This is a genomic window from Enterococcus sp. AN402 (assembly GCF_040719405.1).
Taxonomy (GTDB): domain Bacteria; phylum Bacillota; class Bacilli; order Lactobacillales; family Enterococcaceae; genus Enterococcus; species Enterococcus faecalis.
In genome coordinates, this window is the sequence record NZ_JBFDTM010000004.1 from 493,944 (window position 1) to 511,762 (window position 17,819).

At 36.6% G+C, this 17,819-nt stretch carries 16 protein-coding genes; 9 read left to right on the plus strand and 7 right to left on the minus strand.

The window, feature by feature from the left end; genetic code table 11:
- Positions 1-67: 67 nt before the first annotated feature.
- The 4 genes from AB1I62_RS03770 to lepB are packed head-to-tail and all read left to right on the plus strand — an operon-like array spanning position 68 to position 3,197.
- The gene (locus AB1I62_RS03770) at positions 68-763 is read left to right on the plus strand and encodes a hypothetical protein (RefSeq protein WP_002378072.1); all 696 of its coding nucleotides are present in this window, start codon (positions 68-70) and stop codon (positions 761-763) included.
- A 24-nt stretch (positions 764-787) separates the two neighbouring features.
- On the plus strand, positions 788-2,083 hold the full coding sequence (locus tag AB1I62_RS03775) for a hypothetical protein (protein WP_002361325.1): 1,296 nt from the start codon (positions 788-790) through the stop codon (positions 2,081-2,083).
- On the plus strand, positions 2,064-2,390 hold the full coding sequence (locus AB1I62_RS03780; protein ID WP_002364740.1) for a hypothetical protein: 327 nt from the start codon (positions 2,064-2,066) through the stop codon (positions 2,388-2,390). The genes AB1I62_RS03775 and AB1I62_RS03780 overlap by 20 nt, the downstream gene beginning before the upstream one ends.
- 57 nt (positions 2,391-2,447) lie before the next feature.
- On the plus strand, positions 2,448-3,197 hold the full coding sequence (gene lepB / locus AB1I62_RS03785) for a signal peptidase I (protein ID WP_164978403.1): 750 nt from the start codon (positions 2,448-2,450) through the stop codon (positions 3,195-3,197).
- A 54-nt stretch (positions 3,198-3,251) separates the two neighbouring features.
- On the opposite strand, the gene AB1I62_RS03790 is transcribed toward lepB, so the two are convergent.
- Positions 3,252-4,730, minus strand: a complete 1,479-nt coding sequence (locus AB1I62_RS03790; RefSeq protein ID WP_002386996.1) for a helix-turn-helix domain-containing protein — start codon at positions 4,728-4,730, stop codon at positions 3,252-3,254.
- 173 nt (positions 4,731-4,903) lie between these two features.
- Between AB1I62_RS03790 and AB1I62_RS03795 the strand changes: the two genes are divergently transcribed.
- The 5 genes from AB1I62_RS03795 (at position 4,904) to AB1I62_RS03815 (ending at position 12,302) form a co-directional block, all read left to right on the plus strand.
- Positions 4,904-5,656, plus strand: coding sequence for a tyrosine-protein phosphatase (locus AB1I62_RS03795; RefSeq protein WP_002355736.1), 753 nt, complete (start codon positions 4,904-4,906; stop codon positions 5,654-5,656).
- Positions 5,657-5,734: 78 nt separating this feature from the next.
- Positions 5,735-5,965, plus strand: coding sequence for a hypothetical protein (locus AB1I62_RS03800; protein WP_002355737.1), 231 nt, complete (start codon positions 5,735-5,737; stop codon positions 5,963-5,965).
- 120 nt (positions 5,966-6,085) lie between these two features.
- Positions 6,086-8,791: a YhgE/Pip domain-containing protein gene (locus AB1I62_RS03805; protein WP_082153244.1), complete on the plus strand. Its 2,706-nt coding sequence runs from the start codon at positions 6,086-6,088 to the stop codon at positions 8,789-8,791.
- 220 nt (positions 8,792-9,011) lie between these two features.
- Positions 9,012-10,181, plus strand: a complete 1,170-nt coding sequence (locus AB1I62_RS03810) for a cation diffusion facilitator family transporter (RefSeq protein ID WP_002386999.1) — start codon at positions 9,012-9,014, stop codon at positions 10,179-10,181.
- Between the two features lie 297 nt (positions 10,182-10,478).
- Positions 10,479-12,302, plus strand: a complete 1,824-nt coding sequence (locus tag AB1I62_RS03815; protein WP_002379167.1) for an APC family permease — start codon at positions 10,479-10,481, stop codon at positions 12,300-12,302.
- 34 nt (positions 12,303-12,336) lie between these two features.
- On the opposite strand, the gene AB1I62_RS03820 is transcribed toward AB1I62_RS03815, so the two are convergent.
- From AB1I62_RS03820 to AB1I62_RS03845, 6 genes are all read right to left on the minus strand, one after another.
- Entirely contained in the window at positions 12,337-12,801 is a 465-nt protein-coding gene (locus AB1I62_RS03820) for a GNAT family N-acetyltransferase (protein ID WP_002355741.1), read from the minus strand.
- A gap of 71 nt (positions 12,802-12,872) precedes the next feature.
- Positions 12,873-13,535 (minus strand): ABC transporter permease, encoded by a 663-nt coding sequence (locus AB1I62_RS03825; RefSeq protein WP_002363261.1) that lies wholly within the window; start codon positions 13,533-13,535, stop codon positions 12,873-12,875.
- A gap of 3 nt (positions 13,536-13,538) precedes the next feature.
- Entirely contained in the window at positions 13,539-14,459 is a 921-nt protein-coding gene (locus tag AB1I62_RS03830) for an osmoprotectant ABC transporter substrate-binding protein (protein ID WP_002355743.1), read from the minus strand.
- Between the two features lie 2 nt (positions 14,460-14,461).
- Entirely contained in the window at positions 14,462-15,097 is a 636-nt protein-coding gene (locus AB1I62_RS03835) for an ABC transporter permease (RefSeq protein ID WP_002355744.1), read from the minus strand.
- A gap of 3 nt (positions 15,098-15,100) precedes the next feature.
- Positions 15,101-16,294, minus strand: coding sequence for a betaine/proline/choline family ABC transporter ATP-binding protein (locus AB1I62_RS03840; RefSeq protein ID WP_002355745.1), 1,194 nt, complete (start codon positions 16,292-16,294; stop codon positions 15,101-15,103).
- Between the two features lie 626 nt (positions 16,295-16,920).
- The gene (locus AB1I62_RS03845) at positions 16,921-17,811 is read right to left on the minus strand and encodes a ring-cleaving dioxygenase (RefSeq protein ID WP_002355746.1); all 891 of its coding nucleotides are present in this window, start codon (positions 17,809-17,811) and stop codon (positions 16,921-16,923) included.
- Positions 17,812-17,819: the final 8 nt, after the last annotated feature.

The window sequence follows — 17,819 nt, forward strand, 5'->3', positions numbered from 1 at the left end:
AAGAGCGTAACAGGTGATTTTACAAGTTTTGATTGTCGAGCGATGACATAAAGGAGATTATATTTGTATGATGATTGTTGTACTTTTAATGAGTAGTTGCTTATTTTTATTTGTAAGCTATCAATTGTATTTGCGATTACTTGTCGAAAAACTGGATTCAGAGGACCGGACATTAAAGAGGAAAATAAATTTCTATAAGTATCAGAAAAATAGTCGTTTAATGATTTATTTATTGTTTAGTGTTTGTCTACTTAGCGTATTATTGTTAGGAATTGTTTATACATATTATCAATTAAATCAACGAAATATCCGCATGGAACAACGGATCGAGCGTTTGGCACAAGGCCAAGCTACTCAAGGTGACAAAATAAAAAAACAAGCGATTAAAAAAACAGCCTTAAATCAGTTTCCCTGGAAGCAAGCTGTTTCGGCAGAATCGGCCGCTGTCTTGACTAATTATGAATTACAATTAGCGCGTGAATGGCGTCCTTACCTCGGAGAGACGAGTATCACAATGATTAGAAGTGAAAAAACACAAACCTTGACACTGTCTGTTTTTTCAGTTGGCTTAAGTTACCATGAATTTCAAACAGGCCAAGACAATATTGTAGCACTTATTGCAGCGTTGAATTCAGTTAAAGAAATTACCATGATTGATTTTAATTTTACTTATCGAGATCAAGAGCAAACCCTTGTCAAATCCATTGATACGTATGCTCGTGAGACGTTGGAAACAAATTTGGAGCCTGTCGTGATTAGTTAAAAGGACGAGAGAAAGGACATATAGATGACAAAAAGACGTTTAATCAAAAAAATTAAAGATATTTCGGATGATACGCTTGAAAAAGAAGTCTTTTTTCAGCCAGGATTCGAACCAGAAAAAATAATTAGCGGAATCAAACCGGAACAACAGGAAAAAGAAATGGCGACGTTAAGAGAAAGGCTCGCCTACTATCAGAAAAAAGAAACAGCCTTTAAAAAACTTCAAGAAGAAAATGAGCAATTAAAGAACCAACAAGAAACGGAAAAACAAGCATTAGAAGAAAAAAATCAGGCATTACTTGAAACACTAAATCAAAAGGAACATGAAATTTTTGAATTGGAAGAGCAACTGGAAACGAACAGTGAAACCACGACAGAGGCTACCACTCTTCAAACAAATCTGCAAAATGCAGAAAAACAATTAACCACTGTACATAATCAAATGGAACGTTTAGAAAGTGAATTAACGCAGCAAGTGGCAGAATTAGAAAAAGAATCGGCTGAACAGCAACAACATATCCAGACATTACACAACCAGTTAGCAGAAGAAAAAGGAAAGTTGGAGAAAAAAGGAGATATTACAGGAATGGAAAAGCAAGTAGAAACGTTAACGACAGAATTAGAAGAAAGCACAACGACTCAACAAGCATTGCAGGAACAAATTGAAAAACTAACTGTACAATTACAAAAAGTAGAAGCCGAAAAACAAACCTTACAAGAGGCTGCCCAACAAGAAGTGATTGTGAAACAACGCATGGAGGAGTTAAAGAATGAGCTTCAAAATAGTTTACAGCAAAAAAATGAAGCAGAAGTAAAACTAGGTCGACTACAAGGTGTCAATGACAAACATCTTGCTGAAAAGCAAGTTTACGAAGGGGAATTAGCTGCTCTAAGAAAAGAAGTAGAGGCCAAAGAAGACAGTTTAGAACAAGTTCAAAAAGAATTGAAGACACTACAAGCCGTTTCAAAAAATATTGAACCGAGTAGTGAGCAGTTAACAGAACTGCTACGCGCAAAACAGCAAATTAACGATTTATTAATGAAAAATCAGCAATTACAAGAAGAGGCTTTAAAATCGCAACAAGAAATTGGCGAAGTGATGGTTTCTGCCAAAAAAGAAGCCAATCGGATTGTTAATGAAGCGAAAGTAGAAGCAAAACACCTAATCAATTCCGCAGAATTAGAAATGTTAAATATTGGTAACCGAGCGAAAAGTATTTCGAATGAAGTCGAAGCATCAAAAGTAGAAGTACTTGAGATTTATCGCGAATTAGAGGAACGCTTAACTAAACTGACACGTCTTGAACAAGATAACTATTAATAAAATGGTCAGTAAAAAGTTAACGGGAGCAAGGAAACTACATTGTCTTGGGGTCCTTTTTTTAGCTGTTACATTAAGTAGCTCCGCAGAAAGATTACAGGCTGCTGCTGTCTCAAAGGAAGAGCAGTCGCTAAGGCAACCGCTTATCAGGAAAAACATAGTAACAGAGAAGAGCGAATATCTTGTAGAAGCAAATCAAAGTATTTGGGAGCTGGCACAAGATGCGCAGAAACCATTGAATCAGTTTATGAAGGAAAACCAGTTACGTAGTAGCTATATTAAAAAAGGAACGCAATTAGTTAAATAGAAAAAAGGAGCAAGAAAGGAAAAGTTTATTTAAGAAGCTTTTCCTTTTAAGAAAACGATGAAAGAATGGATAAAGCCCGTTATGCGAACAATTCGCCACATTAAGCGCGCCTTCTTGAAGCAAAAGTTGCCTGAGACATATCAGCTAAAAAAGCAAAAGACTAACAAAGCAACGGAATATTTGCTTGAGCAAACAGATAACCATCAATCAATAAGAGGCCCACAAAGAAAAATGACCGCTGAAGAGATTAAAAAAAAGCGGCAAGCCTACCAAAAGAAACAACGCATCCAAGTCGTTAAATTTTTTATGCCAGCTATTCTTTTCGCTATTTTTGTGTTCTTTTTTGTGTTAAAGACATCTAGCTACCCAATTGCTGGGCAATCCATGAAGCCGACACTTAACGCTGGGGAACGAGTCTTAGTACAACGGACGAAGCAAGTAACAAGGTACGATGTGATTGCATTTAAAGCACCGCTAGCTAGCAAAGGTACGTACGTCAAGCGAATTATCGGGGTTCCTGGTGATCGAATTTGGGTAAACGAGGGAAAACTTTATCTTTCAGAAGAACCTATAGCAAGCGATAATGAGGCACTGCCTGAGAATGCCAGTCGTTTTGACTTATCAGAAGAAGCGGCAGCCCAACTTCGCCTGTTTCAGAAGATTCCAGCTGGTCATTACTTTGTCTTAGGGGACAATCGTACGCATTCAAGTGATAGTCGTACGTTCGGCTTTGTCGAGATACAAGCGATTGAAGGCATCGTGGTGTTTAAAATGGCGCCGTTTAAGGAAATAGGGAAAGTAAAATAAAAAGCTTAAGTCAGCCATCTAAGAGTAGGGCACTTAAGCTTTTCTTTTTAGAGATTATTTGCCCAATAACAATTGAATGATTTTTTCAATTGATTGTAGGTCGTAACGATTACTAATATCCGAAAAAATATAGTAATGGTCATACTGGGCAACGAGCTGTTCATTATTGGTATTCATTAAAAGCAAATCATAATGGTTTTCTGCGTTGTAAGGCTCAATTTTCAGCGGATATTTTCCAGCGATACTCTGTTGTATTTTTTGTGCTACCAACTCGCTATAAGCACTGCTCAGTGAGTGATAAACACCAATCGTTATTTTTTTTTCATTTAATTCAGCAATGTGATTCAAAATAAGTGTATAATTAATTTCAGTAAATTGATTTTGGTACTTAGAAGCAGTGGCTTTTGTGGCAAAGTTCGTTGTAGCGATCTCCACTAATTCGTAAACTTCACTTTCGCTAAAAGGATGACGTAAGACTTTCAAAAGTGACTGAATTGTCCAATAATCAAAGGGTAAAATAAATCCTGAAAAATAATAGAGTTGCGCATGTAATTGGAAAAGTAAATTTTCAATATAAAGTAGCCGAATAGGCAGTACGTAATGGGATAAATAACCACGTGCTTTAAGGTACGTTAAAATGACCCGGTTCATTTCGTTAAGATACGTTTTTTCAATTCGTTGTTGTTTTGCTAAACGAAAGGCGAAAGCAGCATTCGCAGAATAATTATGCATGGAACAAAAAAAGTCATAAAACATATAGGCTTCGTTGATTGTATATGGACGGTCGATTCTTTTCATATATGTATGTATAGATAAATTAATTTCTTCAAATAAAGGTCGATCGAGTTGGACATCATGTGGACTAATCGTTGGCAGGGGTTCTAAAACCATGCGACGAAAAGAAATTTTCATCCAAAGTTTAATTTGGAGAATTTCTGTATGGTCAAAGGTAATTCTGGGGATTTCTTGTAATATCTCGATTAATCCTAGGTATTGATTGGCCAGTTCTTTTTCTAAATCTGTTTTTTCTTCAAAGATAAACCAGAAAAAATTAAAAAAGAAAAAGCGAATTTGTTTTTCTTCGCCGACAAGTTTTCCTCGTTTGATACGTAAATTAAACTCATTGAGTAAGTCATTTAATTCAACAATTTTTCGATAATAGGTAGCAGAGCTAATGGCATAATTCTGTTGGAAATACCCGCCATTTATTTCATTTTTATGGAAGAGTTGCTGGACCATGTGAAACTTAATAGATTTATCTAAGAACAACATGATCATTGCTTTCATGGAAAAGGTAGGCGCTTTATTTAGATATAGAGTGTCACCTAATACTGTTAAGGTGAGGTTTTCTTGAAGTTGCTCTTCTTTCAAAAATTGCTCTAAAAAAGAAAGATACTCATTCAATGTTGGTAAACTAATATTGAAAAAATCTACTAATTCATTTCGTGTCGCTTGACCTTTATTATTATATAGGAACAATAAAATATCATTCATATAATCATAAGGCTTTTCTAAAAAATCTCGTTTTAGCATCGTTACTCACCTCTCTTTTAAGAATACTGTATCTATGATAAAATGGCAATAAACAACTGATAAAAAGATTGTTTTTTGAGGTGTTTTTTATTATCGTTGAGAAAAAGAAATAAAAGGAAAAAACAAAGTATTTAAATGATAACAAAATAATTAAAATGAAGGAGCGATAGAACATGAACAGCGTGGTGAACTTTAGAGATATTGGAGGATTTCCAACGCAACAAGGCACAGTTGTCAAGACAGGGCATTTTTTTCGGAGTGGTGAACTCGTCAATGTTGCACAAGCGGATCAACAGAAACTGGTAGAGGACTATCAAATTAAACGAATCTATGATTTTAGAAGTGCAGCGGAAACGCAAGAACGACCAGATGATTCAATTCAAGGAACCAACTATCTACATATAGATATTTTGGCCGATATTCAGGCGCAGACTGCTTCATTAGAAGGAATGCTTAAAACGGTTGGTTCACCCGATGAAGCAATGGACATGGCTTATAAAGAAATGGTTCTTTCCAATTCGGGGCGCAAAGGTTACCAAACATTTTTTGAAAACTTTTTAAGTTATCCACAGGAAGCTATTTTATTTCATTGTTTCGCAGGAAAAGATCGAACAGGAATCGGCGCAGCCTTGATATTAAGTGCTTTAGGTGTGGAACATTCTTATATTTTAGAAGATTATTTAAAGACGAATGAGCAAAGAAAAACCGCTAACGAGCAAATTATTGCGCAATATCAAGCAAATGGAACGCCTCCAGCAGAAATTCAACAATTAGAAACGCTACTTTATGTGAAAAAAGAGTACTTAGCGACCGCTTTACAGGCGATTGAAAAAGAATTTGGTTCGGTAGAGGGCTATTTAAAAGAGGGACTCGGCTTACCTTTATCCGCCAAAAAAGACATGCTAAGTCTGTATACAAAATCATAGATCCTAAAAAAAGGACTATCCTTTCTAAAAAAGAAGTTTTATAATAGAAAAGAATCTGTTTGTAAGGAGGGATAGGGAATGAAAGAAGGACAAGAACAATTCTTAACGTTCATACTAGATCGAACAAAAGAAGATAAAAAAGAAAAAATGCAAGCGCTACTTGCAGAAATGTTTGAACGCCAACAAACAGGCAAATTAGATAAAATGTACTTGATGACAAAAGCACCAAAACTTTTGGCTTATTTAAAACCAGAAGCCATTGATGAAGTTAAACAAGTCGTTTCGGAATTTTCTAAAAATATGAAATAAACAAACTTAGCTTGAACTTACGACATTTTAAAAATGTGTCGTAACATTCAAGCTTTTGTTTGTTATTCTCTTGTATTTTATGCTAAAGTTATTCAGGCACAAAAAAAAGCAGGTGATTTTATGAAACATATAAAAAATACATGGGAACTATTTATTTTAGATTGGAAAAGAATTTTTAAAAACCCAGTAGCAACATTTTTGATTGTTGCCTTAATGATTATTCCATCATTATATGCATGGTTTAACATTAAAGCACTATGGGATCCGTATTCAAATACAGGAGAGTTACCAATAGCGGTCTATAGTGATGACCAAACAGCAACTTTTCAAGATAAATCGGTCAATATTGGTGATGAAGTCTTGAAAAACTTGAAGAAAAACAAGCAATTAGGTTGGCGTTTTGTTGATTCGAAAAAGGAATTAGACAAAGGGGTCCAATCAGGAAAATATTTTGCCGGGATTTATTTACCTAAAGATTTTTCCAAAGATTTGCTAAGTTTTACTTCTGGTGATATCAATAAACCTAAAATTGAATACTCAATTAACGAAAAAATTAATGCAATTGCACCGAAAATTACGTCAAAAGGCGCTTCTTCCATTCAGTCACAAATTTCGGAAGAATTCATTAAAACGGCAAGTAGTACGTTAATCAAAACATTCAATGATATTGGCTATGATATTGATAAAAACATGGTCAGCATTCAAAAAGTTAAGAGCATGATTTTAGATACAGATGCCAACATTGGAACCATTGATACGTATGCAAAACAAGTCACAGACTTACATGGTAAGATGCCTGAGCTAAAAGAAAAATTAGCGAAAGCCAACGATGCGATGAAATATTTACCTGAAGTTGATGCTTTAGGAGAGAAGATTGTTGAGCTAAATGGTAAAATGCCAAGCATCAAAGAACAAGCTAGTGTTATTTTGACGTTACAAGAAAAAATTCCAGAAATTCAAAACGCTGGCCGACAAATTGCTATGATTGATGAAGACTTTGCTTCTGTGGAACAAACAATGAGCGAAGGAATCCAAGAAGCAAAACAAGGATTAGAAATCATTCAACAAGTCCAAACGGCGTTACCAGATATTCGTAAACTAGGTGATCAAGCCAATGATTTAGGGAATGTTACATTAGATGGCGCCAATAAATTGCAAGAGGCGTTACCAAGCATTACGAATAGCGTTGAAGTGACTTTGAAATCTATCCAGCAAGTTGCTACAACAACAACTTCTGTAGTCGCGACTATTCGTCAAGCGTTAGATGATGGACAGTTAACGCCAGAAGAAAAACAACATATTAATGAAGTAGTACAAGATTTCACAACTAATATCCAACGGCAACAGCAAGCAATTAACGACATTATTGCGTTTATGAAACAACTCCAAGAAAATGCTGGTAATCATGACTTAGATGGTGCGATTGCTCAATTAAGCCATGTAAATGATTTATTAACAGATTTTAGCAATCGCTTGAATCAATTAAATGCTTTAGTCCAAGCGGGTGATATCTCTGGAGTACAAAATTATTTAAATGAGATTGACGCAATGGCAACTAATATTTCTAAGATTGTGGGTAGTGTTGATGTAAACGGAATTAGTAATACCGTTTCAACCATTTTAAACAAACTAATTAGTACCATCCAAAACGCTCAAGGTCAACTAAACAAAGCGCAACAAATTGACTTTGAAGGTTTATTGAGCTCAACAAGTCAAACGGTCACTAATGCGATTTCTTTATTAGAAAAATATCAAGCCGAAATGCCGGCAATTAAACAAGAAATTCATGATGCGAATACGATGTTGAATGGCAATATGGAAACCATTGTCAATGGCATTAATCGTGGTGCTGATTTGTATAAAAACGATTTACCAGTCATTCAAGACAAAGTCAGCAAAGCGGCAGCCTTTATGCAAAATGACTATCCAGGTATCCGAAAAGATTTAACGAATACCTTGAAAACAGTCAATGAGAAAATGCCAGATGTTGAAGCGGCCTTAGACAAAGCCAACGAGCTGATTATTAATGATTGGCCAAATATCAAAACAGGATTACACAAAGCAGCGAATGCAATCCGTAAAGGTGAAAAAGAAGTTGATTTAGGTGAAATTCTTAAATTACTAAAATTAGATGCCAATAAAGAAAGTGACTTCTTTACACAACCAGTTGAAGTCAAAGAACATGCTGTTTATCCGATTGCTAATAATGGTTCGGCAAGTACGCCATTCTATACAGCTTTGTGTTTATGGGTTGGCGCTGTGTTATTCTCAAGTGTTGCGACAACAGATGTTTATCTTGAAGGAAAAGATAAAAAACGCTTTTCTAAACGGGAACAATTTTCAGCACGGATGTTTACCTTCATTGTCATGGGGATTGGTCAAGCACTGATTGTAACCTTAGGTAATTACTTTGCGTTAGGCGTAGATGTTCGTAATCCAGCGTATAGTGTCTGGTTTGCGGTATTGATTGCCATTACGTTTATGATAATGGTTTATGTGCTCGTTGCTCTCTTTGGCAATGTAGGGAAAGGAATTGCGATAATAATCTTGGTACTATCCATCTCTGGTGGGGGTGGGAACTACCCAATTCAAGTCTCAGGTAAATTCTTCCAAATGATTAATCCGTTCTTGCCGTTTACGCATGCCGTGAACTTGCTAAGGGAATCAGCAGGAGGCATTTACTGGCCAAATGCTTGGTTTGCCATTTGGATTATGGTGGGGATTTCAGTCGTCTTTAGTATTGGCGGCGCAATTCTTTATCCACATCTGGAACACAGATCGAAAAAATTTGCGGCTTTAGCACAAAAGAGCCATTTATTCCATTAAAAAACAAAAAGCTGAAAACATCTCTAGCGTTTTCGGCTTTTTGTTTTTCTTTATTTTCAAGGCAACCCTAACAAAGAAGTTTTGGGGGCTCTTGCTTTTGACTTTTTGGCAATGCTAAATAATAAAATCTCCCTCAGAAAGTGAGGTTTTTTGTGTACAAATGTATAAAAAGGTTTTATAGTATTTTTTTAAGAAATAAAAAGTGGGTAGGGGTTGTAAAATGATTCAAGCATTGCTTCAACGATATGAGAAAAAAATTGAACGTCGTAAATTGGAAAAACGAACAGCATTCGGTGCTTTTGCCGGGCGGATTGGGCTTGTTTCTAATTTGTTTTTATTCGTTAGTAAATTTATGATTGGCTTGCTTTCAGGTAGTGTTTCAATCATGGCAGATGCCATTAATAGCTTGTCCGATACTATTTCTTCAGTTTTAACATTAGTCGGTTTTTATATTGCTGGTAAGCCAGCGGATAAAGAACATCCCTATGGCCATGAACGTTTTGAATATATTAGTGGAATGCTTGTATCATTAGTGATTACGTTTATTGGGTTTGAGTTTCTAACGACCTCCGTTGATCGTATCCTGCATCCAGAATCAATCAAGGTGACCCCCATTTTATTTGCTGTTTTAGCTTTGTCAATTGGGATTAAAATTTGGCAAGGGCTGTTTTACAAAAAAGTATCAGCAAAAATTGATTCTCAAGCATTAGTTGCTTCTGCTAAGGATAGCTTTAATGATGTTTATACTACATTAGCTGTTTTGATTTCTGCATTTATTGAAGGCGTCACTGGTTTGCGAATTGATGGATATATTGGTTTTTTAATTGCTGCATATATTATTTATAGTGGCTTGCAGTTAATTCGCGAATTTATTAATGAGTTGATGGGCATGCGTCCGAGCCAAACAGAAATTGATGAAATGAAAAATGTCTTATCAAAAATGGAAACAATTGTAGGGTATCACGATTTACTGATTCATAATTATGGTCCCAGCCAAACGTTTGCGTCTGTTCACATTGAAATTGATGATCGCTGGGATTTAAATAAAGCCCATCAGACAATCGATGCGATTGAAGCGAAGTTTAAAGAAGAATTAGATGTTAACCTTGTTTGTCATATTGATCCAGTGAATTTGTATGACCCAACACAACAATTTGTTCATCAAACAATCAAAAAGATTATTCGTTCTTTTGATGCGTCTTTAAAAGTCCATGATATCCGCTTAGTTACCCATGGCGAAGAACCGAAGATTTTGTTCGACTTGGTTTTACCTACAGAATCAAAATTATCTGAATTTGAACTGGGTGTGGAAATTCAACGGCAAGTTTATGAAAAAATTGGTCGTTATAAAGTGGAAATTACCTTCGATCATACGTACTTGTTACAATAAAAGGGAATAATTAACTAAGTTTTTAAGCGAGAGCCAAAAGGTCAAATAGACTTTTAGCTCTCGCTTTTTTGTTTAGAGAATGCAAATCCTTTTGTTATCTGGATTCTCTTGATAAGATAAAGGAAGCGGGGGACTTTAAATGAGTGTCTGATTAAAAAAAGATGGTGATTTTTTTATCTTTTTCAGTAACAAAAATCAATTGACTTTTCATTGTGAGAAGCGTAGCATATGGATTTGTTTGATAAAAAATAATGAAAAAAGTGAGCGGGTCACTCTAGAGAAAAGGAGTAGAAAAAAATGGCGGATTTAAAACGACTGTTCATTGGGAAACCATTGAAATCAGCCGAAAATGATGAACATAAATTAAGCAGATTTGCAGCGCTTGCGTTGTTATCTTCTGATGCACTTTCATCCATTGCGTATGGTACAGAACAAATAGTGGTGGTTCTGGTTACTTTGTCGGCGGCTGCGATTTGGTATTCATTACCAATTGCTGCATTTGTTATTATTTTACTTATTTCTTTAACATTGTCGTACCGACAAATTATTCATGCGTATCCGCATGGCGGCGGCGCATACGTTGTTAGTAGTGAAAACCTCGGCAGAAATGCCGGTTTATTGGCTGGTGGTTCGTTGTTAGTCGATTATATGCTAACAGTAGCCGTTTCAGTTTCAGCGGGCGCAGAGGCGATTATATCGGCGATTCCGGCGTTATATGGTCATCAAGTAGCAATTTCTATTGGGATTGTGATATTGATTACCTTAATGAACTTGAGAGGCCTGCGAGAATCTGCTTCGTTCTTAATGTTGCCAGTGTATAGTTTTATCGCAATTATTACATTACTGATTGTTGTTGGGCTATTTAAAATTGTGACTGGCGCACAGCCATTGAATGCGACAGCTTTACCAGGAGCCGTGGTTCCAGGAATTTCTATTGCTTTAGTTTTACGGGCGTTTTCATCTGGTTCTTCTTCCTTAACAGGGGTCGAAGCAATCAGTAATGCAGTGCCATTCTTTAAGAAACCACGAGCAAAAAATGCTGCTGGGACGTTAGCGTTAATGGCAACGATTTTAGGGTTCTTCTTCGTGGGGATTACATTTATTAACTATTGGTATGGGATTGTGCCCAAAGAAGAAGTGACAGTTCTTTCACAAATTGGGAAAGCGGTCTTTGGTCAAAATATTTTATATTATTTATTACAGTTTGCGACAGCCTTAATTTTAGCGGTTGCCGCTAACACAGGATTCTCAGCCTTTCCAGTTTTGGCTTATAACTTAGCCAAAGATAAGTTTATGCCGCATATGTATATGGATCGTGGCGACCGTTTAGGCTATTCAAATGGTATTTTAACTTTAGCTGCTGGTTCGATTGTTTTATTATTGATTTTCCAAGGTTCCACAGAACGTTTAATCCCATTGTATTCAATTGGTGTGTTTATTCCGTTTGCTTTGTCTCAATCGGGGATGGTTGTAAAATGGCGAAAAGAAACTAAAAATTGGTTGCCAAAATCAATTGCTAACATTGTCGGCGCCTTTATCTCTTTCGCGATTATCGCCATTTTGTTTATTTATCGATTAGGGGACATCTGGCCATTCTTTATTATTATGCCGGTGTTGATTTATGCATTTTATCGGGTCAACACTCACTATAAAAATGTGGCGGAACAGCTACGTTTAGAAGATGGGGCACAGTTGCATGAGTTTGATGGGAATACAGTTATTGTTCTAGTAGGGAACGTAACCAAGGCAAATGTCGGCGCCTTGAATTATGCGCGTTCCATTGGCGATTATGTCGTTGCCATGCATGTCTCAATGGATGAAAATGTTGAGAAGGAAAAAGAAATTCAGGAAGAGTTTAAAAAACACTTCCCGGACGTTCGTCTATCAATTGTCCATTCTTCGTATCGTTCACTGCAAAATCCTATCTTACGTTATGTTGATTTGGTTAGTAAAAATGCCACGAAGCATAACTACAGTACAACAGTTTTAGTACCACAATTTGTACCAAATAAACGTTGGCAAAATATTTTGCATAATCAAACAAGTTTACGCTTGCGGATTCGTTTAGCGTGGCGGGAAAATATTATTGTGGCTACCTATAGTTATCACTTGAAAAAATAAAAAAAAGTCTGCCATCTTTTGATGGCAGATTTTTTTATTGACGTAATTGTTTTTGATAAATTCTAGCGCAAGACTGCTCTTCGGTGGTTACCATGGTCAAAAATTCCCAGTCATATCTTTCATAAAAAGTAGTATGGTCTGTGAGCAAATAAAGCTTTTTAAATCCAGAATTAGCTAGAAAATCACCAACTGTTGTTAAAAGAATTCCTGCTAAGCCTTGGTGACGAAATGTTGGTTCGACATACAATGCACAAAGGTTTGGCGTAAGGTCTGCACGATTGTGGAAGTCATTATCAATTACGCCCACGCCTGCAACGATGTCCTGCTGTTTATTCAAGCAGACCCACCAATGTGGTACGTGGTTTTCGCTAGTTAGCATTTCCTGCATACTTCCTTGATACGCTTCAGCGGGGATTTGCCACTTTTGGCTAAACCATTGAGCAGCTGACGGAATTAAGTGTGGTTGTTGGTTTAAATCGATAATAGTATAGTTAGACATTATTGATCTCCTAGATAAAAGAACAGATCCCATTGAAAAGAAACAATGTTGGATCTGCTCTGTATTTTTTATTAATTGGAATGTTTGCTAGCTGGGTCTAAACGCCGTTCAATAATCCCTAGAACCCAATCTGTGATAATCGCCATAAAGGCCGTTGGTAAGGCACCGACTAAAATGATAGAAGCACCATCTGTGGCATTGGTTCCACGAATAATAATATCCCCTAAACCACCAGCTCCAACGAAAGCACCAATCGCAGTAATCCCGATTGCGACGACTAACGCATTTCGAATACCTGCCATGATTACTGAAACAGATAAAGGTAACTCGACCATATAAAGAAGTTGTACTTTTGTCATACCCATTCCTTTACCAACATCTAAAATATTGCGATCCACTTGAATCATGCCAGTGTACGTATTCTTGATAATTGGTAGGAGAGAATAAAGGAAGACTGTTACAACCACCGTGTTGACACCTAAGCCCATCCCCAACATTAAAATCGAAAGCATTGCCAAAGCTGGTACTGTTTGGATAATGTTCGCTAAACGGATAATCCAGTTGGCTAAGCTACGTTTACGTGAAATCATAATCCCAATAGGAATCCCGACAATTGCAGCAAAGATTACGCCATAAATCGAAATTAAAAAGTGACGTAAAAATTGTTGAAAGACGTAGCCGCCATTTTGTTGGAAATAGTAGATAAATTGTTGGAATAAATTCATATTATTCATCTGTTACTCCCCCTCAAAATAGTTATTTTCTTTTAAGAAACGTTCGGCTACGACCGCAGGTTCAATTAAATCATTATCTGCTTGATAGTTCAATTCTTGCATTTTTTTGGTAGAAATTTTACCATCTAAGCGATTTAAGACATCTTTAATTTCCGGCGTTTCTTTTAATAATTTGTCACTAACCACAGGAGCGGCATCATAAGGCGGGAAGAAGCGCTTGTCATCTTTTAACATGACTAAATCGTAACTACCAATCCGGCCATCTGTTGAGTAACCTAAGATAACGTCCATTTTTCCAGCGTTGACTGCATCGTACACCAAGCCAATTTGCATTGGTAAAATAGATTTAAATTGGAAGTTGTATTCCTTTTTAAAGCCTTCATAACCGTCGCCTTCACGTGTGATCCACGCAGTATCGACACCAGCAACTAATTTGTCTGCGACTTTCCCTAAATCACTGACTGTTTTTAAATTGTATTTCTCAGCCGTTTCTTTTGTAACTAAGAATACATAAGTATTTTCAAACCCATATGAAGGGAACCAAGTTTGTTGATAACGTTTTTCAAATTCTGATTGAACTAGGTTAAACGCTTTTTTAGGGTCTTTTTCCGCTGGTAAGCCCAGCGTAGTGGTCACGTCAGTACCAGTATAACGAGCTGCAGAAATTGAGGCATCTCCGTTTAACATTGCTTGGTGATTGATGGTAGTAGTGGCTAAGTTGTTAATCACATTTGTTTTTTTATCTGTGTAATGCTCAACCATATCCGCTACAATGCTTCCTAAAATCTGCGCTTCTGAAGTAATCCCACCTGTAATGGCGACAGTGTTATCATCAGAAGTTGAAGCGAGACCAGGTAAAGAACAACCTGCCAATAAAAGTAAACTGCTTAAGAAGAGTAAACTTAACTTGAGTTTCTTTTTCATCATTATTCGCCCTCCCTTAAAGCTTTTGGCGTTAAACGATTTTCTAATAATCCAAGAAGAACATCTGCTAAAAGCGCTAAAATAGTTACTGGAATAGTCCCACCAAAGATTAATTCTGGCTGATAGTTATTTAATCCACTGAAAATCATATCACCAAGACCACCTGCACCAATATAAGAAGCCAGTGTAGCCCAAGCAATGACATAGACAGCAGCTAAACGAATACCGGCCATAATTGTTGGCATGGCAATGGGTAATTCAACACTAAAAATAGACTGTAAATTGGTCATGCCCATGCCTTTAGCAACATCTCGGTAATTTTCATCGACATTTTTCATTCCGATATACGTGTTTCTTAAAATAGGTAGAAGGGAATAGATGAATAGCGCGATAATAGCGGGTGTTTTGCCGACACCAAAAATTGGAATCATCAAAGCTAATAAAGCCAACGAAGGAACCGTTTGTAAGGCACTTGTTAAACCAATGACAATATTGGCTACTTTGGGCAAACGTGTTAACCAAACGCCAACGGGCACAGCGATAGCGACCCCTAATAAAAGTGCAAAGAATGAAATATAAATATGTTCAATACTTTTTGAAATCATTTCTGATCCATATTCTTGAAAGAAGCTACTCATTGCTTACGCCTCCTCTTTATCAGTTTCGGACTCGCTTTGTTTTGCTTCTACAGCTTCACTAATCGTTGTTTCATCGCCCCAGATAACATCATAAACAATGTCAACAAGGGAAGCACGTGTTAAGATGCCCACCACTCGTTTTTGTTCATCAACGACTGGCACATATTTTAAGCCGCGTTTTAAGATTCTTTGTAAAGCATCACGTAAAAGAGCGGTTTTTTGAACAAAGAAGACATCTTTATTCAAGATATCACCAACACTAGAAGCTTTGCCACGTTGCTGATCTAATGTTTCAACATCGATAAAGCCTTTAAGCACATGGGAATTATCAACAACTAATAAGGTATCAACCCGTTTTTCACGCATCAATTTAATCGCTTCTTGTAAAGATTTTTCCGGCGTGATAGTAATAGCTGAATTTAACATGACTTCATCAACAGTGGTGAAATCAGGTTTGGCTTGTAATAGGCGATCTTCTCCGATGAGTTCTTCTACAAATTCATTGGCTGGATGACGTAAAATATTATCTGGTGTGTCAAATTGAATTACTTTGCCTTCGCTCATAATGGCAATTTTATTTGCTAATTTCAACGCTTCATCCATATCATGGGTAACAAAGACAATAGTTTTTCCTAAACGTTCTTGCAAATCTTTCACTAAATCTTGTAATGAATCACGGGTGATAGGATCTAAAGCACCAAAAGGTTCATCCATTAGAATAATATCTTGATTGGCAGCTAAAGCCCGCACAACGCCGATTCTTTGTTGTTGTCCCCCAGAAAGTTCATTGGGATAGCGGTCCAACATTTCTCGTGGTAACTCAACCAAATCAATCATTTTTTCGGCTATCTTATTGCGTTCTTCCACAGGTACTTTTAATAATTTAGGCACTAAAACGATATTTTCACGAATGGTCATGTGAGGCATCAAGCCGATATTTTGAATGACATAGCCAATTTGGCGACGTAGCTCTACAGGATTGATTTTTTGAATATCTTGGCCATCAATTAAAATTTTTCCTTTTGAAGGGTCGGTCATGCGGTTAAGCATCCGCATTGATGTTGTTTTTCCACTACCACTTGTTCCGATGAAGCAGATAAATTCACCTTTATCGAAAGACAAATTAATGTCATCAACGGCGACTTTTCCGCCTTTATAAAATTTTGATACATGCTGAAATTCTATCAACTTACTCACCTCAACTAAATATTTTGAAAATGTATCTTATTACTAGTATGCTATAAAAATGCGATTTCGACAAATGTAATCTATTTTTAATGGGAAAAAGAAGGCGGTAAAATTTTTTTAATTCGTTCTAAAAAAAAGAAAAGACAACTATTGTTTAGTAAAAGTTGTCTGAACGAAACAAGATGTTAAAAAGAGTGTTCTGAGAAGGGGGAAAAGCCGCTATAACAAAGAAAAGTGTCCTTTGTAGCAAGTTGACGGGAGCTGAGTTTTTCATTAGAATGGAAAGAGAACAAGGGAATAAAATAAAAAAAGGCGCTTCATGATTTAGCGGCAACTAAATCACGAAGCCTTGAATAGTCACCTGTGCAAGTGGACCATCAAGTTGCCCGTTCAATCAATGGAAACCATTGATCACTTTTATTTTACTGAATTTTTGAAAAAATTACCAGTTTTTTTAAGAAGTAAGAAGTGGAAGAACGAAGGATGCTTTTTATGGAATGTGCAATGACGTTCAGAAAAATCTGAAGGTCATTTTTTATTCTCTTGTTCAAACATTCAAACATAGGGGAAGAGAGACGGACGTAATTTTGTCACCGATTATTACGTCCGTCTTCCGTTGTTTTCTAAAGCGTTGGTTACATGTCTTTGTAGAGGTTGGCTTCGATTGCAGTCCGTTTTGGTTCTAAAAAAGGCGGTAAAGCCAATGTTTCCCCTAAATGTTCCAGAGGCTCATCCAATGTAAAGCCAGGAGTCAAAGTAGCAAATTCAACCCGATTCCCGCCTGGTTCACGAATGTATAAACTTTTAAAATATCCACGACTTACATACATTTCAATTTCCCAGCCTTGTGCTAAAGCGCGCGTGTGTAGTTCTTGTAATGCTTCATCATCAGCCACAGAAAAAGCAATATGATCCATACTGCCACGCCCCATTCGGCTTGTTTTATCCGACGTTGTTTGATGAACAGAAAAGCTTTCCGTCTCACTTAAAATAATCGTATTGCCAACTGCTTGCCAACCAAGAAATGTTTCAAAAAAGGCCAAGGTTTTTTCAGAATCTGGCACATGAAATTCAGTAGAGGCTAAACCGATAATTTGAACCGCTGCTGGAATGTCGTTAGAAACAACGAGTGTTTCTTTTAATGGATTTTCAGGAACTTCTGTCAGGATAATATGCGTATCATCTGGATCACTGAAATGGAGGCTCTTTTCTTTTTTATTAAATGGAATTTTGTTTTCTGTTAAACGTTGTTCCCAAAAGGAAAGGCTGTTTTGGGGAATTTTTAAGCCAATCGTGGCTAAATAATTTTTTTCTTCATAGCGGTTGCCTAATAAGGGCACGATAAAAAAAGTTACTAAGCTTCCCGGTGTGCCTTGATAATCGCCATAAAAATAATGAGGCATGCGATTGTTGTCTTGATTTACGGTATTTTTGACAAAACGTAAGCCTAACAATTTTGTATAGAATGATTGATTTTCTTGACCATGACGCGCTAATAGTGAAACATGATGAAATTGAGCATGCATTTTGAGTT